The sequence below is a fragment of the Paramagnetospirillum sp. genome, assembly GCF_058402745.1.
This window is the reverse complement of record NZ_JBZVFI010000012.1, coordinates 78688-103181: the sequence shown is the minus strand read 5'-3', so window position 1 is coordinate 103181 and position 24494 is coordinate 78688. Positions and strand designations below refer to the sequence as shown.

Here is a 24494-nt window from a genome sequence, read left to right as displayed (position 1 = left end):
CTTGTTCTGTCTGCTCGAGGCGCCCTTTCATAGGGCATTGACCTTAGTATACGCCCTTTGAATTGATGAAGGGGGCGTAGCGTCTGTCTTCCATCAGTATGTGGTTGACGATCCAGTCCTGCAGGAAGGTCAGGACCTCGCCGGCGGTGATGGCCGACGCGGCCAGACGTTCCTCCAGTTCGCGGATCTGGGCCATCAGCCGTCGGTGCTTGGCGGCATGGCCCCCGCCCTCGGGATAGCCGTAGCGCTCCAGCAGCGCTTCCTCCTCGGCGAAATGGTACATGGCGTAGCCCATCAGCAGGTCCAGCGCCTCGCCCATCTCGGTCTTGCCCTTGCCGAGGCGGACCGCCTCGATCAGGCGGTTGGCCATTTCGAACAGGCGGCGGTGGTGGTTGTCGATGCGCTGGATGTTGACCGAATACTCGTCGCGCCAGACCAGATCGTCGGTGGTGACGATCTGGGCCTCGGCGCAGGCGCGGGTGCGGCGGTGGAAGGTCTCGAACAGCTTCCAGCGCACGCCGGGGATGTCTTGCAGCGTCCGGGCCGGCACCACGTAAAGCTCCATGGGCTCCGACGAGACGATGCGCGACAGCCTGGGCGTCTCGAACACGGCGGTTTCCTCGCCGAAGAAGTCGCCCGGGCCCAGAATCTCCAGTTCCTGGTCGCCCACCAGACGGCGAGCCGACCCGACCCGGATCAGGGCGACATTGCGATCACCCACCGACAGCACCTCGCCGGCGGCGACGGCGCACGGGCGCATGTCGGTGGCGATGCGGTTGAGGGTTCCGGTGGACACCACTTCGCCGAACAGCCAGGTGTGGCTGAGGAATTCGCGGATCTCCATCAGACGTGAGATGGCGGCGAACAGGTCGTGGCGCTTGACGAATTCCAGGTAGAAATCGGCGGACAGGCGAAGGGCCTGGACGTAGGAGGTGGCGCGGTAGGTCTCCATGGACGGCAGGCCATGCAGCCCGGCCAGCTCCCCCAGCAGGGCGCCGGCCGACAACAGCGAGCGCACCTGGCTGTCCGAGGACAGCATCTCCACCTGGCCGGCCAGCACCAGGTAGATGGCGTTGCCCACCACGCCCTCGCGGATCAGGATGGTTTCGGGGTTGAAGCTTTCCAGCGGGCAATTGAGCAGCACCTGCAGGTGGGCGTCGCCGACCTCGGGGAAGTAGCCGGCCAGATGCTCGTAGGCCGAGCGCCGGGCGAAGTCGCGGTAGCTGCGCACCAGCACGTCCACCGTGCCGAACGAGGCGCCCGAGCCGATGCGCTTCTGTTCGTCGGTCAGTTTCAGGGCGGTGTGGGACAGGATGATCTTGCGCGACTGGTCCTCGGCGAAATCCTGGGCCACGCCGTGAATCAGGCCGCCGCCGATATCCACCTTCTTGACGTCGGCCGGTTCGAAGTAGTCGGCGACGATGCGTTCGAACCAGGCGAGCGACAGGCCCGGCTTGTCCGGGTCCTCGGAGATCATGCCTTCCAGGATGTCGAGCCCGGAAATGTCGGCCATGTGCGCGTAGGTACGGTAGCCGCCCTCGGCCAGGACGCGGAAGTAGAAGGGCGTGGTCTCCACCGGATGGGGCGAGAAGATGGGGCGGACTTCCAGGCTGCCGGCGTCGTTCCACTCGCCCATCACCAGGTCGCGGACCTCGAAATAGTCGGAAAAGTCCTCCTCCTCGATGGAGAGCAGGGCGGCCAGCTTCTTGGTCACCGCGGCGCGGACCATGGGGGTGGCGAAGTACTTGATGCGCCGGTCGGCGCGGATCAGGGTGGTCAGGCCGGCGAAATGGTCGTCATGGGAATGGGTGTGGAAGATGCCTTCCACCTCGTTGATGCCGATGCCCAGCGAATTGAGGGAGTAGATCAGGTTGGGGCCGGCGTCGATCAGGTAGATGCGCCCCTGGAACACCAGGATGGCGCCCATGCTGGGGCGCCGGATGTCCCAACCGTCGCCGTCGCCGGAATGGATGACGGCGAAGTATTCGCGCGGGATCTGGTGGAAGCCCAGGGTGTAGGGGCACTCATGGATCTCGAAGGGCGGCAGGTTGAGGTCGACGCTCACCCGCTCGCCGCCATAGGAAAACTCGAATTGGTTGAGCGCGGTGCGGCGAAGCAGGACGCCGTCGGCGATCTCGATGGGCTCGTCGGCCAGGGCCTTGGTGTCGAGCAGTTCGCGCGGATGCTGGATGCGGCCGAAGGCGAAACGCAGCTTGAGGCGCATCATCTCGCGCGCGGTGGCCTCGTCCAGGCCGGCCTCCATCAGTTCCTCGACGGAAATCAGGCCGTAATTGCCGCGGTAGATGTACTGGAACTGGGCCTGGAGCTGCTCGTTGCGGCCGATCAGCAGGGGGCGGCGCCCGGTGTTGTTGGGGTGGCCGGGCAACAGCATGCCCTGGCGGTAGAACATCTGCAGCACGGGAAATTCGGCCAGATTGCAGAAGGCGCCGTTCTGAATCATCACGTCGGAGAGCAGAATGGCCGAAGGGCCGGTCTCGCAGCGGATTCCCCCCACCTCGGTGGGGCGGATCAGCCCGCGCAGCATCATGTGCTTGACGGAATCGGCGGGACAGCCGCACAGCACCCGCAGATCGCGATCGGGGATTTCGACCCACGACAGGCCGGCGGCGATGTCAACCTTGATCAAGCCGGCCATGGCGCCCCCCATCCACGCAACGGGGCCGGGCGAGACGACCTCCCTCCCGACCTAGCTTTCGATAGGAGAATGATACCCCAATAGTTTGGGGTGTCCAGCCATCGTGTCGGCCGCCTTCAGGCCGGGCCGTCGCCGCACCACACCGTCACCCGGTTCCGCCCGCCGCGCTTGCCGTCGTAAAGCGCGATATCGGCGCGGTCGAGGGATTCCTCCACCGACAGGTCGGCGGACAGTTCGGCCAGGCCGAAGGTCGCGGTGACGGGAATGGGCCGGCCCGAAGCCGTGGACAGGTTCAGTCCGGCAATGGCGGCGCGCATGCGTTCCAGCACGTGCAGGCCGTCCGTCTGGGTGGCGGCGGGCAGGCAGACCAGGAACTCCTCGCCGCCATAGCGGTACAGCACGTCATAGGGCCGGACGGTGTTGCGCAGGACTTCCGCCACCGCGCGGAGCACCCGGTCGCCCACCGCGTGGCCGTGGGTGTCGTTGATCCTCTTGAAATGGTCGATGTCCACCAGCCCGACGCAGCAGGGCTGCTTCAGGCGGATGGCGCGGTCGCGCTCGCCGATCAGGTGGCTCATCATGGTCTGGCGGTTGCCCAGGCCGGTCAGGGCGTCCACCGTCGCCAGGGTGCGCCAGGTGTCGCGTTCCAGCCCCTGGGCGGTGGTGCTGAAGGCCAGGACCAGGGCCATCATGGACTCGTAATCCGAGGTGGTGACGGTATGTCCACCCGCCGCCCGCTCGGTGATCTGCTCGGCCTTGGAATGAATTTCGCGGTGCAGCTTTCCCAGTTCGCCGAAGGCGGGATAGCCGGCCAGCGCCGACTGGCCGGCGCCATCGTACCATTCGGTGAAGCGGCAGTGCTCGGCGGCCGGGTTGGGGCGGGCCTGGTCGTCCCAGTTGAGAACCGAGCTGTACCAGGATTGCAGCCAGTCCACGTGGCTGGTCAGGGCGTGCTGGTAGGCGGCCAGACTGGCGAACACCTGTTCGGCCTGCACGTGGATGTGGGTGGCATCGTCGGGTTCGCTGGTCATGACGCCTGTTTCCGCAGGGCCTCGTCCACGGCGGCGGGGGCGGCGAAATGGGTTCCCTGGCCCAGGGTGAAACCCAGTTCCAGCAAGCTGGCCGCGGTCCGCTCCGATTCGATGCCCTCGGCGATGACCTCGATGCCGAGGCGGGCGCACAATTCCCTCAGGCCCTCCAGCACGCCCCGCTGGCGGGCCGAGGACTCGATGCCCTCCACCATGGAGCCGTCGATCTTCAGGGTGTCGATGGGCAGGCGGTAGAGGAAGGCCAGCGGCGAGAAGCCGGTGCCGAAATCGTCCAGCGCGACGCGGATGCCGCAATCGCGCAATTCGGCCAGCAGGCAATCGGCGTCGGAGGTCTCGTCGATCAGCATGGTCTCGGTGATCTCGACGCAGACCCGCCGCGGCGGCAGGCGGTGCTGGGCCAGCATGCGCTTCAGGGTATCGACCAGGGTGCGGTCGCGCAGGTGCCAGGCCGAAATGTTGATGGCCACGTAGGGGGCGTCCTCGTCCCGTCCGAAGCCGGCGCAGATGTTCAGCGCCCGGTCGGCCATGGTCAGGTCGATGCGGCGGATCAGGCCGGTCCGCCGCGCCAGCGGCAGGAAGGCGCAGGGCGTCATCAGGCCGAATTTGTCGGAGCGCCAGCGCGCCAGCGATTCATATCCCCGGATGGCGCCGGTCCGCAGATCGACGACGGGCTGGAGGAAGGGCTCGATCTCGCCCCGGATGATGCCCTCGGCGATGTCGCGCTCGCGCAGGATGTCCTCGAAGCCCGGACCGAAGCCCGAGCTTTGCAGGTCGGCCACGATTTCGGCCTCGCCCTTGGTCCGCGAGTTGCGCAGCCGTCCGACCAGCTTGCGCATCAGTTCCGCGAAGAACGGGTCGGAGCGGGCGATGGATTGCTGGATCTTCTCCGCGCTTACCGTGACCAGCCGGGCCGAAGTCTGGGCGATTGCGGTGGCCGAGCGCGGCTCGCCGTCGATGACGCCCAACTCACCGAACACCTCGCCCGGTCCCAGCAGGGCCAGGGGGCGGGCTTCGCACTCGGCCGCGCCGTCATGGCGAATCTGGATGGTGCCCGACTCGATCAGATAGGCCATGTCGGCGGCATCACCCTGGCGGAAGATCACCTCGCCCGCCGCAACATCCCTGGTCAGCATACCCTCGTCAGCTCCGCGAAACGTCCGGTAGATGATCGGCCAGTGAACCATGCCCAATGGCAGGGGGGCAAGAGTAAGGTGAATTACGTATCAACCCGGGGGCGGTGGCAGGGTGATGCGCACCGGCTGGCCGTCCTGCAGCGCCGCCCGCGCCAGCAAGGTGTTGACGGCGTCCATGGCGCGGTCCACCGCCCAGCGGATCTGGGCCTCGCCTCCCTGGTTGCCGTGGGCCACGGCCTCGGGAAGGATGCTCTTCTGCAGGAAGGCGGCGAAGCCGGCCAGGGCGCGGGCGGCCAGTTCCAGCCCGTCGCCGGGGATTTCGAAGTCGGGGTCGCGCTCCACCGTGTCGGCGATGCGGCGCAGGATCGCCATCATGTCGGCCGTCCGCGAGTCCGAAGCGGTGGCGGCGGTCTTGGCGGCCACGAACCGAAGCATGGCGGAGAAGAAGGCGTATTGGCTCATGGATTATGGCTTTCGGAATGCTTGGCGAAGTCTTGTAGGCTGATCGGCTTGAATTTGACCATAAACCGTCATTTTGACGCGGGAAAGCGTCACAGAGTGGCGTTTGTTCGTTCGCGGAACTTGAGGGACTATTTCCTTGTACTTCCAGGGGGGAGACATGGCCGCGAGCTACCGCATCGGACACCAGGGACTCGACGACGACCATGATCGCATGATCGCCGTCTGGCGTGAACTGGAAGCCAGCCGGACGCTCGATGCCGCCAAGTCGGCCGCCGCGCGGCTGATGGCCGAGGCGGGGGACCATTTCTCCCGCGAGGAGCAGCTGATGCTTCAGTGCGGCTTTCCCGACTATCACCGGCACAAGGCGCTGCACGCCGAGATGGCGGCCGCCCTGCGCCGCGTCCTGCTGCTGCCGCTGCTGTCCGGCATCAGCCACGAGGATTTCGTGTCGGCGGTCCGCAGCCTGATGGAAAAGTGGGTGATGGCCCACATCCTGGGCGAGGATTCCAGGCTGGCCCCCTATGTGCGGGCCCGGGCGGTCGCCGCCCGCCGTCCCGCCGCCGCTCAGGGTTGAACAGCGCCTTGCTCCGGACTTGATCAGGGTCAATGTCGGCGATCGCCGGGCGTGCGTTCCTGTAGGACCCCCGAGGAGGACCGCCTTGCGTTCTGTCCCTGCCGTCCCGTCGCTCTTCCGCATCGGCCGCCGCCCCATGGCGCGGCTGCTGGCGGTCGCGCTGGTGGCGGCGGGATTCGTCTTCCAGGGGTTGCTGCCCGGTCTCGATCTGGCGTTCAGGGGGGAAACCTTCCTGGTGACGCTGGCCGCGCGGACCGGCATCTGCCACGCGTCGCCCGCGGGCGGAACCGAGCGTACGGCGGTTCCATCCCCCCTGGGCGAGGAGGGGCAGTCGGAAAGTCACGGATGCTGCCTGGTGTGCCAGGCCGCGTCGCCGGCGAAAGGGGCATTGCCGTCCCCAACCTTCAAAGTACCCACCGCAGGTACGGCAGGGCTTCGCATCGCCGCGACCGGTTCGACACACAGGGACGGGCAGGCATCCCGCCACCAGCTCGCCCGCGGCCCTCCGATCGCGGCGGCTTGACGTCGCCCGCCGCCATCCCTGAAATTCCCCATCGTGATTTTTCGCCGTCCCCCTCGTCCGGGGGCGACAGCACCTGTCTACTGTCTGGAGTTTCCCGATGAAGTCCATTGCCATTGCCGCCGCCCTGCTGCTGGGGCTGTCCGTCGCCGGAGAGGCGGCCGCCGCCGATATCGAGGTGGTCAATCCGTTCATGCGGGCCGCTCCCATGACCGGCGGCACCGGAGCCGCCTTCATGACCATCCGCAACCACGGCGGCGCCGACCGGCTGGTGGCGGCCGAGGCCGGCATTTCCAAGAGCGTCGAGCTGCATACCCATGTGAAGGACGGCGACATCTACCGCATGCGCAAGGTGGACTCCCTGGCGCTGCCCCAGCATGGCACGGTGGACCTGAAGCCGGGCGGCGACCACATCATGTTCATCGGGCTCAACGCCCCGGTGAAGGAAGGCACCACCGTGCCGGTGACCCTGAAATTCGAGAAGGCCGGCGCGGTCATGGTCCAGGTTCCGGTGCAGGCGCCGGGCGCCATGGCGCCGGGCTCCGCCATGCCGGGCGGCATGATGCACCACGGCCACAAGTAGCCGCCGCTTCGCTCCGTCCGCGCGTCCGCCAGGGCGCGCGGGCCTTTTAAAGCATCGAGCGTCAAATCAGAGACGGATTGTCACCCTGAGCCTTGGCGAAGGGTCTTTCAGGCACCTGCGGCAGCCGCCTCAGGCTGAAAGATGCTTCGCCGGCGCTCAGCATGACAGCCTGTTTCATATTTGACGCTCGTCGTTCTTAAGGCGCCGCGCCCATCTTGACCGGGGGCGGCGCCATGTCCGGGGTCGGGCGGCTTCCCGTCGCCAGGGCGTCCAGCAGGCGGGCCGCGTCGGGGCCGTCCCACTCGGCGGCCCCGATGAAACGCGCGACCTCGCGCCCCTGGGCATCGATCAGCAGGGTGACGGGCAGGGCGGGCGCGTCCAGCTTTTCCGCCGCCGCGCGGTTCTCGTCGGTATGGATGCCCAGGTTCTTGATGCCGAGGCGGGCGAAGGTGTTGACCACCGTCAGCTTGCCGCCCCGGTCCAGCGACAGGGCGACCAGGGCGACGCCCTTGGCGTCGAGGGCGGGCTTCAGGCGGTCCAGCGCCGGAAGCTCGGCGACGCAGGGCATGCACCAGCTGGCCCACAGATTCAGCAGGATCGGCTTGCCTTTCAGGGTTTCAAGCCCGGCAGGCCGGGAATCCGCATCCCTGATGTCCAGCGCCGCCACGGGCCGGGGCTGGTCGTGGATGACCAGGCCGCGCTGTCCCTTGGGAGCGGCCCAGGCGGGGCGCGCGGCCAGGGCGGCCGCCGCCAGGATGAAGGCGCGGCGCTTCATTGCCGGTCCTCGGCCCTGCGGGGCGCAAGGTACGAACGCACCCGGTCGGCCACCCGGTCCGGCGCGGCCATATGCGGCAGCTTGGCCAGGAAATTGCCCTCGCGGTCCATGATGTAGATGGAGGCGGTGTGGTCCACGGCATAGGTTTTGGGATCGTCGCCCTCGGGCTTCTGACGCTCGTAGCGGACCTTGAAGTTGCGCGCGGCGGCGGCAACCTGCTCGGGCGTGCCCGACAGGCCGGTGATGTCGGGGAAGGCGTTCAGGTATTCCTTGAGATGGGCCGGGGTGTCGCGCTCGGGGTCGACCGAGATGAACAGCGTCGCCACCTTGGCCTTGTCGGGGCCCAGATGGTCCAGCGCCGCCGACAGGGTGTTGAGGACGGTGGGGCAGATGTCGGGGCAGAAGGTGTAGCCGAAGGTGACCAGGCGGACCCGGCCCCGGTACATCTCGTCGGTGACGGTCCGCCCGTTCATGTCGGTCAGCAGGAAACGCCCGGAAACCCTGGAATCCTCCTGGGCGCGGGCTGCCGGAATCACGGCCAGGCACATCAGAAGGGTAAGCAGCAACCGTCGCATGTCCATCGATCCCTTGTCCTCGTGACGCTCCTTGATGCCGCTCATCGGGGCATTTGGGAAGCGCGATCATAGCCCGGCGGCCATGCCGAGGGCGCGCGGAATTTACGTGGGCTTTCTTGACGAAAGTTAAGGCTTTTGCCCCGCCCCGGTCCCATCGTCTTCGGCGAAGGTTGGGTATCATTTTGTTCAGTTTCAACAATTCAAAAGGTGGGGAAGATGCATAGAAGCCGCAAACTGGCGACTCTGCTCGCTACTGTCAGCTTTGGCGCCCTTGTGGCCAGTGCCGCCTCGGCGGAGACGCTGCAGGATGTGATGAAGCGCCGTGGTCTGACCGAAAACGATCTGATGGCCGCCGCCAAGACCTATCATCCGACCGGCAAGATCGACGAATTCGTGGTGTTCAGCTCGGGTGGCCAGAGCGGTCAGGTGATCGTGTACGGCGTGCCCTCGATGCGCATCCTGAAGTACATCGGCGTGTTCACTCCCGAGCCCTGGCAGGGCTATGGCTACGACGACGAATCCAAGGCCGTGCTGAAGCAGGGCTCGGACGTCCAGGGCCGCACCATCCTGTGGGGCGATACCCACCATCCGGCCATCTCCGAGACCAACGGCGAGACCGACGGCCAGTGGCTGTTCATCAACGACAAGAACACGCCCCGCATCGCGGTGGTCGACCTGCGCGACTTCGAGACCAAGCAGATCGTCCAGAACCCGATCATGCAGTCCGAGCACGGCGGCGCCTTCGTCAGCCCGAACACCGACTACGTGATCGAGCCCGCCCAGTACGCCGCCCCGCTGGGCGGTGAATTCGCTCCGCTGGAGCAGTTCAACGAGAAGTATCGCGGCGCGACCACCTTCTGGAAGTTCAACCGCGAGCATGGCCGCATCGAGCCCGAGAACTCGTTCTCCCTCGAACTGCCGCCCTACAGCCAGGACCTGTCCGACTTCGGCAAGGGCCCGTCGGACGGCTGGGCTTTCGTGAACTCCTTCTGCACCGAGCGCTACGTCGGCGGCATCGAGCGCGGCCGTCCGCCCTTCGAGGCGGGCTGCTCGGCCAAGGACCACGACTACCTGCACGTGATCAACTGGAAGAAGGCCGCCGAGCTGGTCAAGGCCGGCAAGGCCAAGAAGATCAACGGCCACAACGTGCTGACCATCGAGACCGCGGTCAAGGAAGGCATCCTGGTGCTCATCCCCGAGCCCAAGAGCCCCCACGGCGCCGACGTCACCCCCGACGGCAAGTACGTGATCGTGTCCGGCAAGCTGGACAGCCACACCACCGTCTACGACATCGCCAAGATCGAAGCCGCCATGAAGGCCGGCAACTATGCCGCCAAGGACGAGTACGGCATTCCGATCATCGCTCTCGAGACCGTCGCCCACAAGCAGGTGGCGCTGGGCCTCGGCCCGCTCCACACCCAGTACGACGCCAAGCCCTGCGTCGCGTACACCTCGCTGTACGTGGACTCCATGGTGGCCAAGTGGGACTACTGTGAAGGCAAGGTGCTGGACAAGGTGTCGGTGCACTACAACATCGGCCACCTGATGGCCATGGAAGGCGACACCGCCAAGCCCAAGGGCAAGTACCTGATCGCGCTGAACAAGCTGGCCATCGATCGTTTCGCCCAGGTGGGTCCGCTGCATCCGCAGAACCACCAGCTGATCGACATCTCCGGCGACAAGATGCAGCTGCTGTACGATATGCCGCTGCCGCTGGGCGAGCCCCACTACGCCGTGTCCATCGCGACCGAGAAGCTGAAGACCAACGTCCGCTATCCGTTCGGCACCGACTCCCGTACCGAGAAGAAGTCGCCGTTCGCGGTGCGTCCCGGCCAGGAGCGCGTCGAGAAGAAGCCGGGCAAGGTCGAGGTGTTCGGCACCGTGATCCGCTCGCACATCACGCCGGAAATCATCGAGGCGAACGAGGGTGACGAAATCACCGTCCACCTGACCAACCTCGAGCGTGCCCAGGACGAAACCCATGGTTTCGCCATCTCCAAGCACAACGGCAACCTGTCCATCGAGCCGGGCAAGACCGCCTCGCTGACCATCAAGGCCAACAAGGCCGGCGTGTACCCGTACTACTGCACCGAGTTCTGCTCGGCGCTGCACCTCGAGATGGAAGGCTACCTGCTGGTTCAGCCCGCCAACTACAAGGCGACGGGTGCCAAGGCCAAGGAAGGCCAGGTCTACGGCCAGAAGGAGTACGACGCCCGCGTGAAGGCCAACAACGACACCCAGGCCGTCATCAACAGCGTCGTCGGCTACATCACCAGCGTGAACTTCAAGGACTTCCCGCAGGTGGTCGCCATGGTCGAGGACGCCACCGAGCAGCTGGGCTACGCCGAGCAGAACAAGAAGAAGTCTGAGGAATTCGCCGCCAAGGGCGACTTCAACAGCGCCTTCCTGTGGGCCGAGCAGTGGTTCCAGTATCAGGTCAAGGCCGCCGATATCGGCCTGCGTGCCAAGACCTTCCTGGAGCAGAACGGCGCCAAGAAGGTGGAAGCCGCCAAGTAAGCGGTTGCGGTATGGCCGGGGCGGGTTCTCCCGTCCCGGCGGACCGCGGAAAGGATCAGGCGGGGTGGGCTTGCCCGCTCCGCCTTTTTTCATGGCCGGGGGCCTCGTTCGTGACGCGCATCACGCCGGCACCCCGAAAAGTCAGATACTTAACCAAAGTCATGGGGACGGTCGCGCCCCGCGCGTAGTTTCCGTGGCAATTCGGGGGCGGGCCGGTCCATGTCCCTGGTCGTACCGAGCTGGAGAGGATCAGACATGTTCAAGACCATCAAGCGGCAGCTTCCCGTCATGGCTTTGGCCGCCGCCTTCGGCGCCGTTTCCCTGGGGTCCGCGCTCGCCGCCGATGGCAAGGCGCTCTATGCCGACAAGGGCTGCGCCGCCTGCCACGGCGAGGACGCCAAGACCCCGCTGCAGGAAGGCTTCCCCAAGCTGGCCGGCCAGAACGCCGACTACATGTTCAACCAGATGAAGGACATCAAGTCCGGTGCCCGGACCAACGGCCAGAGCGTCGATTCCATGAAGCCCATCGTCGAGGATATGTCCGACGACGACATGAAGGCGGTCTCCGCCTATCTGGCCAGCCTGAAGGAGGAGGCCGCTCCCGCCGCCGCCGCCGGCGCGCCGCATCCGGGCAAGACCCTGTTCCTGACCAAGACCTGCGTCGCCTGCCACGGCAAGGAGGCCAAGAAGCCGCTGCCCGGCTATCCCGCCATCGCCGGCCAGGACAAGGCCTATATTCTGGCCCAGACCAAGGACATCAAGACCGGCGCGCGCGCCAACGGCAAGGCCAACGCCATGCAGCCTGTGATGCACTTGGTCAATGATGACGAAATCGCCCAGATTGCGGAATACTTGTCCACAGTCAAGTGAGGCCGGACCGGGCCGCGCTAGTGTGCGGCCCAGTTTGCTAGACCCTGGAGATAGAACCATGTTGAAGCTTAAGCACAGCCTGGCCGTGATGGCCGCTGTTTCCGCCCTGCTCGCCGGTGGCGCCGCCATCGCCGCCGGTGGCGCCGTTCCCACCAAGGGCAAGTCGCTCGGCGAGGAAGGCTACCAGTGGCATGCCGGCGGCGGCGAGGAGGACGAGGCCCTCAAGCTGAAGCCCGACCTGAAGAACGGCCGCGAGGTCTACGAGGTGTGCTCCGCCTGCCATCAGATGGAAGGCTGGGGCCTGACCGACGGCACCTTCCCGCAGCTGGCCGGCCAGCATCCCAAGGTCACCATCAAGCAGCTGGCCGACATCCGCGCGCTGAACCGCGACAACCCCACCATGTACCCCTTCGCCCTGCCGTCGCAGATCGGTGGCCCGCAGGCCATCGCCGACGTGGCCGCCTACATGGCCAAGCTGCCCATGAACCCCGAGCCCGGCGTGGGCGACGGCAAGGATCTGGCCCACGGCAAGAAGCTGTATGAAGAGAACTGCACCCGCTGCCACGGCGCCGACGGTGCCGGCGACAACGACAAGTTCTATCCCCGCATCCACGGTCAGCACTACGAGTACCTGATGCGCCAGTACCAGTGGATCAAGGAAGGCAAGCGCCGCAACGCCAACCCCGACATGATGAAGCAGATCCAGACCTTCACCGAGCGCGACACCAAGGCGGTGCTGGACTACACCTCGCGTCTGAAGCCCCCGGCCAACATGATCGCGCCCAAGGGCTGGAAAAATCCTGACTTCCAGTAGATTTTTCTGATATAAGGTGGACAATGGGGCGGTGTCCGGATTTCATCCGGGGCGCCGCCCTCCCTCCGATCCACCTGACCAGCCAACGGGGTTGATTTCCATGGCCAACAACAACAGCAAGAGCAAGCCGGCGCTCGTGCGGATTCTGACCGTGATCGCCATGCTTCTTATCGGCGGCGCGTATTTCTCGCCCATCTGGTGGGTGGCCCTGAAGGCGCCCAACTACCCGGCCGAGACCTTCCCCGACGGCATCCGCATTCACTTCCACGTCAACGGCGTGTTCAACGGCTGCACCAGCCAGGATAAGCCGAAGGACGCCAAGAAGGCGGCCTGGGGCGACGAGGAGGGCGGCCTCGACTGCGTCGAGGAAATGAACGTCATCAACCACTTCATCGGCATGGAGCCCATCGAGGTGGGCGCCAAGTACGAGATCATGGCCGCCCCCTACCTGTTCTCGCTGGTGGGCGTGATGCTGCTTGCCTTCCTGTTCTATGCCGGGCCGTTCTGGTGGACGCTGCCCCTGTCGGGTATCGTCATTCCGGTGGCCTTCGTGGTCGATTATTCCGCCTGGCTGTGGTGGTTCGGCCACAACCTGCGCCCGTGGGCGGCCTTCTCGGTCAAGCCCTTCATGCCCACCGTGTTCGGCGAGGGCAAGGTGGCGCAGTTCGGCACCTTCTCCTACCCCCATTACGGCTTCGGCCTGCTGGTGGCGGCGTCGCTGTGCCTGATCGTGGCGCTGCTGCTGCAGCGCAAGGCGCTGAAGTCGGAATAGTCCCGTTCGCAACCCGAAGACGGAGCGGAGACGAGGTCCATGGTTGTTTGGTTCAAGACCTTTTCCAAGTCTAGACTGGCGACACTGGCTTTCGTCTTCGCCGCCGGGCTGTCCACCGCCGGGGCGGCCCCCCAGGGGCAGGAGCCGGAACCGCTGCTGGATTCCGCCCTGCTGCAGGCCCTGATCGACATCGCCCAGCCCGGCCAGGTGATCACGCCGCCGCCGGGGCGCTACAAGTCCCATCTGGTGGTCAGCAAGCCGATCATCTTCGACGGCAAGAACCAGGTGACCCTGGACGGCGAGGGGGTGGGGTCGGTCCTGTGGATCAAGACCGACGGCGCCACCGTGCGCAACTTCCGCATCACCAATTCGGGGCCCAGCCACGCCAAGCAGGATGCCGGCATCCAGGTGCGCGGCAAGGACAACCTGATCGAAGACGTCCGCATGGACAACGTGCTGTTCGGATTCAGCCTGGAGCAGTCCGAGCGCAACACCGTCCGGCGCAACGTGGTGGAGGGCAAGAAGATCAGCCTGGGCAGGCGCGGCGACGGCATCAAGCTGTGGTACTCGCACCATAACCTGATCGAGAACAACCAGTTCATCAGCGGCCGCGACATCGTCTTCTGGTATTCCAACCACAACCGCTTCGTGGGCAACCGCCAGAGCGGCGGGCGCTATGGCCTGCACCTGATGCAGGCCCAGTACAACATCGCCGAGAGCAACTACTTCTTCGACAATTCCACCGGCATCTCCATGATGTACGACACCGGCGACGAACTCCGGAACAACGTCATCGCCAAGGCGGTGGGAGCCCAGGGCGTCTGCATTTCGCTCAAGGAAAGCAGTGACGTGGTGATCGAGAACAACGACATTCTCTATTGCTCGCAAGGCATTTCCATCGACGTGGCACCCTACGAGCCCGACAGCAAGAACCATCTGCGCGGCAACCGCATCGCCTACAACGACATCGGCATCGCCTTCCTCAACGACTGGAAGGACAACGAGTTCACCGGCAATCTGTTCACCGGCAACATCACGGAACTGGCGGTCTATGGCGGCGGCAGCGCCAAGCGCAACGTCTGGGACGGCAACCGCTGGGAGGATTACCAGGGCTTCGACCGCGACGGCAACGGCGTCGGCGACAAGCCGCACCGGCTGTACAATTACGCCGGCCGGGTGTGGATGGACAAGCCCAACACCCGTTTCTTCAAGGGTACGCCACTCCTGGAGGTGCTGGATTTCCTCGACCGCCTGGCGCCGTTCTCCGAGCCGGTGATGATGCTGGAGGACAAGCATCCCCTGGTGGCGTCCGACGCCAAGGTCCGCGCCGGCTCGACCCTGGAGACCACCGAGGAGCTGACCAGGAATGCCGACCGCCCCAAGCCGGCCGGCGAGGTGCCCGTCGCCCATGAGCGCGGTTCCAGCCTGTCGGATCGTCCCTCGTCGGCCATCTTCGCGCCGACCCTCGACGCCCAGCCCTATACCCCGCCGCCGGCTCCCGTCGCGGCCCCGCCGCCGGTCGCGGTTCCGCCGCCCGTTCCCGCTCCCGCCGCGGCTTTGCCCGCGCCGGCCGCTCCGCCACCCGCCGCCCTGGCCCCCGCCGCGCCTTCCGATGCCGCGCCGGTATTCCAGCGGCGTCGGGGAATTGCCGAACCAAACCGCCCCTCCTCCGCTGGGAGCAAGGATGATGACTGACGAGGACGGCACGCCCAAGCCGGCGGCCCCGGTGCCCCATGCCAACAACAAGACGCGGCGCATGGTGATGCGCTCCATCGCCATGGGTGGCGCGGTGGTCGGTGCCTCTCTGTTCGGATTCTTCCCGGTGCTGCGCAAGTGGACGCCCCGGCTGCGGCCGCCGGGCGCCATCGACGAGGCCGAGTTCCTGGCCGCCTGCATCAAGTGCGGCCAGTGCGTCCAGGTCTGCCCGGTGCGGGCCATCTATCTCGGCGACCTGGACGAGGGCTTCGGGGTCGGCGTGCCCTACATTCCGGCCCGGGACCAGGCCTGCGACTTTTCCTGCGACGCGGTGCAATGCGTGCTGGCCTGCCCGACCGGGGCGCTCAGCCACAAGATCAGCAAGAAGGAAGAGGTCCGCATGGGCCTCGCCCGCCTGGACCGCCCCAACGCCTGCCTGGCGCGCAAGGGCGAGGGCTGGAAGGGGCCGGCGCGGCCCGCCCCGTTCAAGGGGGTTCACCGCTATCCCGAGATCGACCGCTGGAAGCCGGTCAAGCTGGCGGAATACAAGTACGACCTGGAGCTTTGCGACCTGTGCGTCCGCGAATGCCCGGTTCCCAACGCCATCAGCCTGGAGCCCATGAGCAAGGACCCCGCCGACAAGCGCAGGACTCCGGTGGTGCACGAGGCCTGTGTCGGCTGCGGCATGTGCGAGATGATCTGCCCGACCGAGCCGGCCTCCATCGTCATCGACATCCGGCGCAAGTGGGGAGACGCGTGATGAAGCTCCTCTCCTCGCTGAGGATCATGCTGGGCGCCCAGCCGCAGAAGCCCACCAGCTACACGCCCGAGGCCCTGGCCATGATGGAGGCCAGGCGGCAGGTCAAGGGGCCGGAAAAGGCCCGCCAGATCAAGGCCGCCCACGCCGAGAAGCACTCCCACAAGTGGCGCAACATCCGCTGGGCGACGCTGATCATGGTCAACATGATCTTCGTGCTGTCCTTCGGCTTCGACGTCCAGCTGGTGGAAGGCTCGCTGACCGCGTCCCGCGTCATCGGCTTCCACTTCGCCGACCTGAATTCGGCCATCCAGGTGATGCTGGCCTATAAGGTCATCCTGATCAATCTGGTGATCGGCACCGGCACGGTGCTGTTCATGTGGTGGCTGCTGGGCGGGCGGACCTTCTGCTCGTGGACCTGCCCCTACCACCTGCTGGCCGAGATCGCCGAGAAGATCCATCTGGCGCTGGCCAAGCGCAAGATGGTGGTGGACTACCCCCTGCATCGCGCCTCACGCACCGTGCTTTACGTGGTGTTCGCCCTGCTGGCGGTGGTCAGCGGCTATACGGTGTTCGAATCCATCTCGCCCACCGGCATCGTCAGCCGTGCCCTGATCTACGGCCCCGGTCTGGCCATGATCTGGGTGCTGGGCCTGCTGGCCTACGAGATCATCTTCATCCGCCGCATGTGGTGCCGCTACATCTGCCCCATCGGGCTGACCTACGGCTTCGTCGGCGCGGTGTCGCCGCTGCGCGTCACCTACAATATGGAGAATTGCCTGAACGAGGGCGATTGCCGCAAGGTCTGCCTGGTGCCACACGTGCTGGACTGCACCAAGAAGACCTATGCCGAGGACGTCAACGTCGCCATAGGCGCCGACTGCACCCGCTGCGGCCTGTGCATCGACGCCTGCCCGACGGGGTCGCTGAGGTTCGAGGTCAAGGGTTTGGACAAGCTGTTGTAGGCTATCATAATCGTCATTGCCGGGCTTGACCCGGCAATCCATGGATGCCCGGATCAAGTCCGGGCATGACGGTAAATCTGGGGATTCATGGCTGGAATGATCGTTTTCGAGAACGTCTCCAAGACCTTCAAGCGCCACCGGGTGCTGGACGGCGTCAGCCTGTCCATCGACAAGGGCGAGCGGATCGCCCTGGTGGGCTCCAACGGCGCGGGCAAGACCACCCTGATCCGCTGCCTGCTGGGCGAGTACCTGCACGAGGGCAAGGTTACCGTCAACGGCGTGCCGCCGCGCGGCAACCGCAAGGCCGTGCTGTCCCACGTGGGCTTCGTGCCGCAGATTCCGCCGCCGCTGAAGATGCCGGTGGGCGAACTGGTCAACTTCTCGGCCGCCGTCTGCGGCTCGGACCCCGAGCGCATCATCTCCATGGTGCGCGAACTGGGCCTGGACTGGGACATGGTGCGGGGCCGCCCCTTCGTGAAGCTGTCGGGCGGCATGAAGCAGAAGATGCTGATCGGCATCGCCTTGGGCCGCGATTCCGACCTGCTGATCATGGACGAGCCCGCCGCCAATCTGGACCCCGAGGCGCGGCACATCTTCTTCCACCTGCTGCACGAGCGTAAGGACAACGCCGTCATGCTGATCACCAGCCACCGACTGGACGAGGTGGCGGCGCTGGTCAACCGCGTGGTGGAGATGGACCAGGGCAAGGTGGCGCTGGACGACCGCGTCGCCGACGACGTGGAGATGACGGCGCGCCTCGATTGCCTGGTGCGCCTGACCCGGGCCGAGCCCGCCTTCGCGCGCGCCATGGGCGATTGGCATTTCCAGCCCGAGCAGGACGGCACGGCGTGGCGCGGCGTGGTCAACGGCCCCGACCGGTTGCGCTTCCTGGGCGTGCTCGCCCGCTACGCCGGTCTGGTGGCCGGCATCGAGATGAAATAGGAGCGGATGCCATGTGCGAGCATCATAGCGTGAATCGCCGCCGCTTCCTGGCCCTGGTGCCGGGCATGGTCATCGCCGTGTCGGCCTGCGGCCAGCAGACCACCGGACCGGTGGAGATCAAGTGGGGCCGCGAGACCTGCGAATATTGCGGCATGATCATCGACGATCCCCATTTCGCCGCCCAGGTACGGGGCAAGGACGGCAAGGTCCGCAAGTTCGACGATCTGGGCGACGCGGTGTTGTGGATGGCCAAGCAGGGCTGGGCCGACGATGCCACCGTCGAGTTCTGGGTCGGCGGCGTCGAATCGGGCAAGTGGATGGATGGCCGGAAGGCCTTCTACATCGACGGCCAGCATACCCCCATGGCCCACGGCTTCGGCGCGCTGGACCAGGGACGAAGCGGGGCCGCCGATTACACCGCCATGAAGAACGCCGTGCTGGCCCGGGGCTCCACCAGCCGCTGCGAGCCCTCGGGAGCACCCGCCAACACCACGACGCGAGACGGCTGATGACTCTGTTCGTGTCATCCCGAGGGCGCAACGCGGCCGAGGGATCTCATCCTGGCACGCTGTGCCTAAATCGGTCGAGCCGGTCCAGGCGGGGATTCCTCGACTTCGCTCGGAATGACATCCCTGGAGGGGCGGCATGAACGCGCTTTACCTCACCGCCCGGCTGGACATCGCGGAATCGCTGCGGTCCCGCTGGTTCATGTTCTACTCCATCGTGTTCGGCGGCATCGTGGTGCTGCTGTTCGTGTTCGGCCTGACCGAATCGCGCATCCTGGGCTTCACCGGCCTGTCGCGCCTGCTGGTGACCTATATCCAGCTGTGCGTCGCCATCCTGCCGGTGTTCATCCTGATCACCACGGTAAGATCGGTGGCGGGCGACCGCGACGCCGGCGTGTTCGAGTACATGCTGTCCCTGCCGGTGCCGCTTTACGCCTGGTTCTGGGGCAAGATGATCGGCCGTTTCGTGGTGGTGTTCCTGCCCGTGTTCGGCGCCATGGCGGTGGCCGCCATCTATGCCGCGCTGCGCGGTATCCAGGTGGATTGGAGCCTGTTCGTGCTCTACACCGCCCTGCTGGTGGCGCTGGCCTGGGCCTTCCTCGGCATCGGCATGCTGATCTCCACCCTGGCGCGCACCCCCGACGTGGCGCAGACCGGCGCCTTCCTCACCTGGCTGGTGCTGCTGCTGTTCCTCGACCTGATCCTGCTGGGGCTGATGATCCGCGAAAGGCTGCCCTTGGAGCTGATCGTCGGCATCGCCGTGGCCAATCCGCTGCAAAGCTTCCGCACCGCCGCCATCCTGCTGTTCGATCCGCAGATGGTGGTGCTGGGGCCCAGTTCCTATGTGATCCTCGACGCGCTGGGCCGCAGCGGCTATCTTACATTCGCACTTGCTTATCCAGTGGCGCTGGGCACCGTCAGCGCCGGAATCGGCTACTTCCTGTTCCGTCGGGGTGATCTTCCTTGACCTCATCGCTGTCCGGCACCTTCGGCTTCCAGTCGGTCACGCCGGAAGAGCGTGAGCAGCGCATCCGCGCCGTGTTCAATGCCGTGGCGCCGCGCTACGACCTGATGAACGACGTGATGAGCTTCGGCATCCATCGCCTGTGGAAGCGGGCGATGGTGCGGGCCGCCCGCCCCTGGGCGGGACAGGTGATCGTCGATCTGGCCGGTGGAACCGGCGATGTGGCCCGCCTGCTGGCGGCGCCCGACCGCCGGGTGATCGTCTGCGATCCCTCGCCCGAGATGATGGCGGTGGGGGAGAGACGCTGCCGGGGGCTCGGCATCCAGTTCGTGGAAGGCAAGGCCGAGGCCATGCCCTTCGAGAGCAATTCGGTGGACACGCTGACCATCGCCTTCGGTCTCAGGAACGCCACCAGCCCGGAAGCCGCCCTGGCCGAGATCGTCCGGGTGCTCAAGCCCGGCGGCTGGTTCGTCTGCCTGGAATTCTCCAGGCCCTGGGCGTTGCTGCGTCCGTTCTACGACGCCTATTCCTTCCACGTGATTCCGCGCCTGGGCGCCTGGATCGCCCGTGAGCCCGCGGCTTACGCCTATCTGGTGGAATCCATCCGCCGCTTTCCCGACCAGAACGGGATGGCCGGGCTGATGCGGGCGGCGGGATTCGAGCGCGTCGCCTGGCGCGATCTGTCGGCGGGCATCGCCTGCCTGCATTCCGGCGTGAAGCCCGCCTCATGAAGCTCGAATCCGGCCAGCCCGAAAAGCCGTCGCTGGTCATCGATGGACAGCGTGCCAGCCGGGTCGATCAGCCGCCGGACGGCTGGCGGTTGTGGTGGCTGGCCATCCGGCCCAAGACCCTGACCATTTCCGTGGCCCCCGTGGTGGCGGGCAGCGCGCTGGCCTTCGCCGATACCGGCGGCCTCGATCCCCGGCCCTTCGCCGCCTCGCTGCTGGGGGCGCTCGCCATTCAGGCGGGCACCAACCTCTACAACGACGTGGGCGACGCGCTTCGGGGCGGCGATCAGCCGCTGCGCCAGGGGCCGCCGCGCGTCACCGCCTTGGGATGGGCGACGCCCGAGCGGGTGCGGCGCGCCGCGCTGGTCAGCTTCGCCCTGGCCGCCCTGGTCGGCCTCTATCTCGTCTGGCTGGGCGGCTGGCCGATCATCGCCCTGGGGCTGGCCTCGCTGCTGGCCGGCTGGGCCTATTCCGGCGGGCCCCGTCCCATCGCCTACACCCCCACCGGCGAGGCCTTCGTCATCGCCTTCTTCGGTGTCGGCGCGGTGGGCGGCACCTACTACCTGCAGACCCTTTCCCTGACCGGTCAGTCGATCTTGGTCGGCATGGCCATCGGCGCGGTGGCGGCGGCGGTGCTGCTGGCCAACAATTACCGCGACATGGAGGCGGACCGGCTGGCCGGACGCCGCACCCTGGCCATCCGCGCCGGCATCGAGGCCTCCAAGGCCGTCTACGGCATGCTGCTGCTCACCTCCATCGCCGTGCTGGCCTCGCCCCTGGGGCCGGCTGGGGGCTGGCTGTGCCTGGGGGCGCTGCCCTTCGCCCTGTGGCTGATCCTGCGGTTCGCCACCAGTGCGCGCGGCCCGGCCTTCAACGCCATCCTGGCCTCCACGGCGCGATTCCAACTGGTGCTGGCGGGGTTGCTCGCCGCAGGCGTGCTGCTGTGATCACCCAGGCCGCCTTGCCGCTGGCGCTGGCCTTCATCATGTTCGCCATGGGTCTGACCATGGACGGGCGCGACTTTCGCATCGTGTTCGGCCGGCCCATGGCCATGGCGGTGGGGCTGGCGGCCAAGCTGCTGCTGCTGCCCGCCCTGGGGCTGGCGCTGGTGCTGGCCTGGAGGCCGGAGCCCGACTTCGCGGTGGGCATGATCCTGCTGGCCGCCTGTCCCGCCGGGGTGACCTCGGCCCTGCTCACCCATCACGCCGGCGGGCGCATCGCGCTGGCCGCCACCATCACCGCGCTCACTTCCCTGGCCGCCACCGTGACGGTGCCGCTGCTGGTCAATTTCGGCCTCGCCCTGTTCGCCGGCTATGACCGGGCCGTCGAGCTTCCGGTGGGCAAGATGACGCTGGGCATCTTCCTGGTGGACACGGTGCCGCTGGTCCTGGGGCTGGCCATCCAGCGCCTGCGGCCGAAGCTGGCCGAGCGCATGGGCCGCGTCGCCCGTCCCCTCGCCACCTTGCTGTTCGCCCTGATCGTGGTGGGGGCCTTCGTCAGCCAGCGCCAGGCGCTGATCGACCATGTGGGCGACGTGGTTCCCGCCGCCCTGGCGCTCAATCTGGCGGCCATGACCGGGGCCTGGGCGCTGGGCGCCCTTGCCCGCCTCGATCTGGCCGACCGCATCGCGGTGGTGATGGAGAACGGGCTGCAGAACGGGGCGCTGGGCATCTTCGTGGCGGTGACGCTGCTGGGCAACCCGGCCATGATGGTGCCCAGCATCGTCTACGCCTTCGTCATGAACCTGACCGCCATCGCCTTCATCCTGGCGGTGAAGCGGCGGCGTCGGATGGTCACCGGTTAGGGTCGACCACCACGCGGCCCTTGACGTCGCCCTTGAGGATTTTCGCTCCCATCTCGGGCAATTCGGCCAGCCGGATCTCGGTGGTCAGCGCGTCCAGCTTGTCCAGCGGCAACAGTTCGGCCAGACGTTTCCAGGCGACGATGCGCCTGGGCTTGGGACACATCACCGAATCGATGCCGAGGATGCTGGCGCCCCGCAGCAGGAAGGGCAGCACCGTCATGCCGAACTCGACGCCGCCGGCATTGCCGCACGAGGCCACGGCACCGCGCATGCGAAGCGAGGCGACGGTGTTGGCGAGCGTCGCGCCGCCCACCGAGTCCACGGCCGCCGCCCAGCGTTCCGACAGCAGCGGCTTGGCCGGCGGCGCGCCCACCTCGGCGCGGTCGATGATGGACGCCGCCCCCAGCGAGCGCAGGTACTCGCTCAGGCTTTCCCGCCCCGTCGAGGCCGCCACCCGGTAGCCCAGCCTGGACAGCAGCAGCACGGCGACGCTGCCCAGGCCGCCGGCGGCGCCGGTGACCAGCACCTCGCCCTCATCGGTGGTGCGCAGGCCGTGATCCTCCAGCGCCATCACCGCCAGCATGGCGGTGAAGCCGGCGGTGCCCACCGCCATGGCCTGGCGGGTGGAAAGGCCGGCGGGCAGCGGCACCAGCCACTCCGCCTTGACCCTGGCCTTGGCCCCATAGCCGCCCCAGTGGGTCTCGCCCACCCGCCAGCCGGTCAGGATCACCTTGTCGCCGGGCTTGAACTCGGACGACTCGCTGGCCTCGACGGTGCCGGCGAAGTCCACGCCGGGCACGTGCGGATACTTGCGCACCAAGCGGCCCAGGCCGCCCAGGATCATGCCGTCCTTGTAGTTGAGCGTGCTGTACTCGACCTTGACCAGCACCTCGCCCTCGGGCAGGTCGGCCTCGGTCAGCCGGCGGATGGAGGCGGTCACCTTGCCGCCGGTCTCGTCAAGCATCAGGGCGGGAAAGTCGCTCACAGTCGCCTCCTGGATCGGTCAATCCGGCGCAGTGTAGCAGCGGCGGGACGCCGCCGCATGTCCCGCATGACCTGCGGAAACCACCTATATACAAAGGTCTGAATCGCTGTCTAACTATCCTATTCCAATGGTCCCTTGTGGGGAAAGGTGTCCCATGTCGCTGAGCAATATGAAAATCGGCAGCCGTCTCTATCTGGCGTTCACCGTGATTCTCGTGCTGGTCGGCGGGTTGGGCTGGCGGTCGCTGGAGGTCGTCGATGGCGTCGCCGATCTGACCACCAAGATGTACGACCACCCCTACACGGTGACCGTCAACCTGCTGGAGGCCAAGAGCGACCTCATCGCCATGCACCGCAGCATGAAGGATGTCGCCCTGTCCCAGGATGCCGCCCAGATGGACGCGGCGGTGGCGGCGGTGAACGCCTCGGAAAAGGAAGTTTTCCAGCATCTGGAGATCGCCGCGCCGCGCTTTCTCGGCGACAAGGCCAAGATGACCGCGCTGCGCAAGGCCATCGAGGACTGGCGGCCGATCCGCGAGCGGGTCATCGTCCACATGCGGGCCGGGCAAAGGGCCGAGGGCGCCGCCATCACCCGCGCCGAGGGCGCCGTCCAGGTCAAGCTGATCAGCGATCTGTTCGAGGAGATCGTCGCCTTCTCCAAGGGCAAGGCGGAAAGCCTGTCCAAGACCGCCGAGGCGACCCACCAGTCGGCCAGGACCACCATGACGGTCTCCCTCCTGGTCCTGGCGGCCCTGCTGGGCGGCGTCGCCCTGCTGATCACGCGGAGCATCACCGGCCCGCTGGGCGGCCTGCGCGCCGCCATGGAGCGCATGGCCGGGGGTGATTACGGAATCGAGGTTCCCGCCCAGAAGCGGGGTGACGAGGTGGGCGACATGGCCCGCACCGTCGAGGTGTTCAAGGAGAACGGGCAGGCGGTCAAGCGCCTGGAGGCCGAGCAGGCCGCCGCCAAGTCCAAGGTCGAGGCCGAGCGCAAGGCCGCCATGAACGCCCTGGCCGGCGAGTTCGAGGGGCACGTCAAGGCGGTGGTCGATCACGTGGCCAGCGCCGCCACCAAGATGAGCAGCACCGCGTCGTCCATGTCGGCGGCCGCCGAGCAGGCCTCGCGCCAGGCGGGGGCGGCGGCCGACGCGGCCGAGCATGCCTCCTCCAACGTCCAGACCGTGGCCTCGGCCGCCGAGGAACTGTCGGCCTCCATCGCCGAGATCGCCCGGCAGGTGGACACCTCGTCCACCACCACCAACCATGCGGTCACCAAGGCCGAGCAGACCGGCGCCATCGTCCAGAGCCTGGCCTCGGCCGCCCAGCGCATCGGCGACGTGGTCAGCCTGATCAACGACATCGCCGCCCAGACCAACCTGCTGGCGCTCAACGCCACCATCGAGGCCGCCCGGGCCGGCGACGCCGGCAAGGGTTTCGCCGTGGTGGCCAACGAGGTCAAGAACCTCGCCAACCAGACCGCCAAGGCCACCGAGGAAATCTCCAACCAGATCGGCGAGGTGCAGGGCGCCACCGGACAGGCGGTGGGCGCCATCCAGGACATCCTGTCCACCATCAGCGAATTGTCGCAGGTGACCTCGTCCATCGCCTCGGCGGTGCAGCAGCAGCAGGCCGCCACCGCCGAGATCGCCCGCAACGTGGAGCAGGCCGCCCAGGGCACCGAGGCGGTCGCCACCAACATCGTCGGCGTCAGCGCCGCCGCCCGTCAGGCCGGCGACACCTCGGAAGAGGTCTTGCGCGAATCCAGGGACCTGACCGAGCAGTCCGACGTGCTGGGCCGCGAGGTCAAGGGATTCATCGACAAGATTCGCGCCGGCTGAGGTTTTCATGG

At 66.8% G+C, this 24494-nt stretch carries 24 protein-coding genes; 17 read left to right on the top strand and 7 right to left on the bottom strand.

Annotated features, from left to right (window positions below; translation table 11 throughout):
* Positions 1-43 precede the first annotated feature (43 nt).
* The 4 genes from ACV4UZ_RS09865 to ACV4UZ_RS09850 all read right to left on the bottom strand — a co-directional run bounded on the left by ACV4UZ_RS09865 (position 44) and on the right by ACV4UZ_RS09850 (position 5300).
* Positions 44-2656, bottom strand: coding sequence for a bacteriohemerythrin (locus tag ACV4UZ_RS09865; RefSeq protein WP_491600700.1), 2613 nt, complete (start codon positions 2654-2656; stop codon positions 44-46).
* Positions 2657-2772: 116 nt separating this feature from the next.
* The gene (locus ACV4UZ_RS09860) at positions 2773-3687 is read right to left on the bottom strand and encodes a diguanylate cyclase (RefSeq protein ID WP_491600699.1); all 915 of its coding nucleotides are present in this window, start codon (positions 3685-3687) and stop codon (positions 2773-2775) included.
* Positions 3684-4838: an EAL domain-containing protein gene (locus tag ACV4UZ_RS09855; protein ID WP_491600698.1), complete on the bottom strand. Its 1155-nt coding sequence runs from the start codon at positions 4836-4838 to the stop codon at positions 3684-3686. The genes ACV4UZ_RS09860 and ACV4UZ_RS09855 overlap by 4 nt, the downstream gene beginning before the upstream one ends.
* Positions 4839-4928: 90 nt before the next feature.
* Positions 4929-5300: a hypothetical protein gene (locus tag ACV4UZ_RS09850; protein ID WP_491600697.1), complete on the bottom strand. Its 372-nt coding sequence runs from the start codon at positions 5298-5300 to the stop codon at positions 4929-4931.
* A 157-nt stretch (positions 5301-5457) separates the two neighbouring features.
* Between ACV4UZ_RS09850 and ACV4UZ_RS09845 the strand changes: the two genes are divergently transcribed.
* The 3 genes from ACV4UZ_RS09845 (at position 5458) to ACV4UZ_RS09835 (ending at position 6977) form a co-directional block, all read left to right on the top strand.
* Positions 5458-5874 carry a bacteriohemerythrin gene (locus tag ACV4UZ_RS09845; protein WP_491600696.1) on the top strand — a complete coding sequence of 139 codons (417 nt, stop codon included), beginning with the start codon at positions 5458-5460 and terminating at the stop codon, positions 5872-5874.
* 136 nt (positions 5875-6010) lie between these two features.
* Complete coding sequence (locus ACV4UZ_RS09840) at positions 6011-6397, top strand: hypothetical protein (protein ID WP_491600695.1); 387 nt, start codon at positions 6011-6013, stop codon at positions 6395-6397.
* Positions 6398-6494: 97 nt separating this feature from the next.
* Positions 6495-6977, top strand: coding sequence for a copper chaperone PCu(A)C (locus ACV4UZ_RS09835; RefSeq protein ID WP_491600694.1), 483 nt, complete (start codon positions 6495-6497; stop codon positions 6975-6977).
* A gap of 196 nt (positions 6978-7173) precedes the next feature.
* Here ACV4UZ_RS09835 and ACV4UZ_RS09830 read toward each other — a convergent pair whose 3' ends face one another.
* Entirely contained in the window at positions 7174-7752 is a 579-nt protein-coding gene (locus ACV4UZ_RS09830; protein WP_491600693.1) for a TlpA family protein disulfide reductase, read from the bottom strand.
* Positions 7749-8372, bottom strand: coding sequence for an SCO family protein (locus tag ACV4UZ_RS09825; protein WP_491600692.1), 624 nt, complete (start codon positions 8370-8372; stop codon positions 7749-7751). Before ACV4UZ_RS09825 ends, ACV4UZ_RS09830 begins: the two co-directional genes overlap by 4 nt.
* A gap of 267 nt (positions 8373-8639) precedes the next feature.
* Here ACV4UZ_RS09825 and nosZ point away from each other — a divergent pair, with 267 nt between their 5' ends.
* The 13 genes from nosZ (at position 8640) to ACV4UZ_RS09760 (ending at position 21661) form a co-directional block, all read left to right on the top strand.
* The gene (nosZ, locus tag ACV4UZ_RS09820) at positions 8640-10844 is read left to right on the top strand and encodes a Sec-dependent nitrous-oxide reductase (protein WP_491600691.1); all 2205 of its coding nucleotides are present in this window, start codon (positions 8640-8642) and stop codon (positions 10842-10844) included.
* A gap of 255 nt (positions 10845-11099) precedes the next feature.
* Positions 11100-11714 (top strand): c-type cytochrome, encoded by a 615-nt coding sequence (locus ACV4UZ_RS09815; RefSeq protein ID WP_491600690.1) that lies wholly within the window; start codon positions 11100-11102, stop codon positions 11712-11714.
* Positions 11715-11772: 58 nt separating this feature from the next.
* Positions 11773-12528, top strand: coding sequence for a c-type cytochrome (locus tag ACV4UZ_RS09810; RefSeq protein ID WP_491600689.1), 756 nt, complete (start codon positions 11773-11775; stop codon positions 12526-12528).
* Positions 12529-12628: 100 nt separating this feature from the next.
* Entirely contained in the window at positions 12629-13300 is a 672-nt protein-coding gene (locus ACV4UZ_RS09805; RefSeq protein ID WP_491600688.1) for a hypothetical protein, read from the top strand.
* A 39-nt stretch (positions 13301-13339) separates the two neighbouring features.
* Positions 13340-14995 carry a nitrous oxide reductase family maturation protein NosD gene (gene nosD, locus ACV4UZ_RS09800; RefSeq protein ID WP_491600687.1) on the top strand — a complete coding sequence of 552 codons (1656 nt, stop codon included), beginning with the start codon at positions 13340-13342 and terminating at the stop codon, positions 14993-14995.
* A complete protein-coding gene (locus tag ACV4UZ_RS09795; RefSeq protein WP_491600686.1) occupies positions 14985-15755 on the top strand; it encodes a 4Fe-4S dicluster domain-containing protein in 771 nt (256 codons plus the stop codon). The genes nosD and ACV4UZ_RS09795 overlap by 11 nt, the downstream gene beginning before the upstream one ends.
* Positions 15755-16717, top strand: coding sequence for a NapH/MauN family ferredoxin-type protein (locus ACV4UZ_RS09790; protein WP_491600685.1), 963 nt, complete (start codon positions 15755-15757; stop codon positions 16715-16717). Before ACV4UZ_RS09795 ends, ACV4UZ_RS09790 begins: the two co-directional genes overlap by 1 nt.
* 96 nt (positions 16718-16813) lie before the next feature.
* Positions 16814-17659 (top strand): ABC transporter ATP-binding protein, encoded by an 846-nt coding sequence (locus ACV4UZ_RS09785; protein WP_491600684.1) that lies wholly within the window; start codon positions 16814-16816, stop codon positions 17657-17659.
* An 11-nt stretch (positions 17660-17670) separates the two neighbouring features.
* Complete coding sequence (locus ACV4UZ_RS09780; protein ID WP_491600683.1) at positions 17671-18168, top strand: hypothetical protein; 498 nt, start codon at positions 17671-17673, stop codon at positions 18166-18168.
* A 136-nt stretch (positions 18169-18304) separates the two neighbouring features.
* On the top strand, positions 18305-19132 hold the full coding sequence (locus tag ACV4UZ_RS09775) for an ABC transporter permease (RefSeq protein WP_491600682.1): 828 nt from the start codon (positions 18305-18307) through the stop codon (positions 19130-19132).
* On the top strand, positions 19129-19860 hold the full coding sequence (gene ubiE / locus ACV4UZ_RS09770; RefSeq protein WP_491600681.1) for a bifunctional demethylmenaquinone methyltransferase/2-methoxy-6-polyprenyl-1,4-benzoquinol methylase UbiE: 732 nt from the start codon (positions 19129-19131) through the stop codon (positions 19858-19860). Before ACV4UZ_RS09775 ends, ubiE begins: the two co-directional genes overlap by 4 nt.
* Positions 19857-20804, top strand: a complete 948-nt coding sequence (gene menA, locus ACV4UZ_RS09765) for a 1,4-dihydroxy-2-naphthoate octaprenyltransferase (RefSeq protein ID WP_491600680.1) — start codon at positions 19857-19859, stop codon at positions 20802-20804. Before ubiE ends, menA begins: the two co-directional genes overlap by 4 nt.
* The gene (locus ACV4UZ_RS09760) at positions 20801-21661 is read left to right on the top strand and encodes a bile acid:sodium symporter family protein (RefSeq protein ID WP_491600679.1); all 861 of its coding nucleotides are present in this window, start codon (positions 20801-20803) and stop codon (positions 21659-21661) included. Before menA ends, ACV4UZ_RS09760 begins: the two co-directional genes overlap by 4 nt.
* Here the strand turns inward: ACV4UZ_RS09760 and ACV4UZ_RS09755 are convergent.
* Positions 21651-22625 carry an MDR family oxidoreductase gene (locus ACV4UZ_RS09755; protein ID WP_491600855.1) on the bottom strand — a complete coding sequence of 325 codons (975 nt, stop codon included), beginning with the start codon at positions 22623-22625 and terminating at the stop codon, positions 21651-21653. The two genes, ACV4UZ_RS09760 and ACV4UZ_RS09755, sit on opposite strands and share 11 nt — an antisense overlap.
* Before the next feature lie 175 nt (positions 22626-22800).
* Between ACV4UZ_RS09755 and ACV4UZ_RS09750 the strand changes: the two genes are divergently transcribed.
* Positions 22801-24483, top strand: a complete 1683-nt coding sequence (locus ACV4UZ_RS09750; RefSeq protein ID WP_491600678.1) for a methyl-accepting chemotaxis protein — start codon at positions 22801-22803, stop codon at positions 24481-24483.
* Positions 24484-24494: the final 11 nt, after the last annotated feature.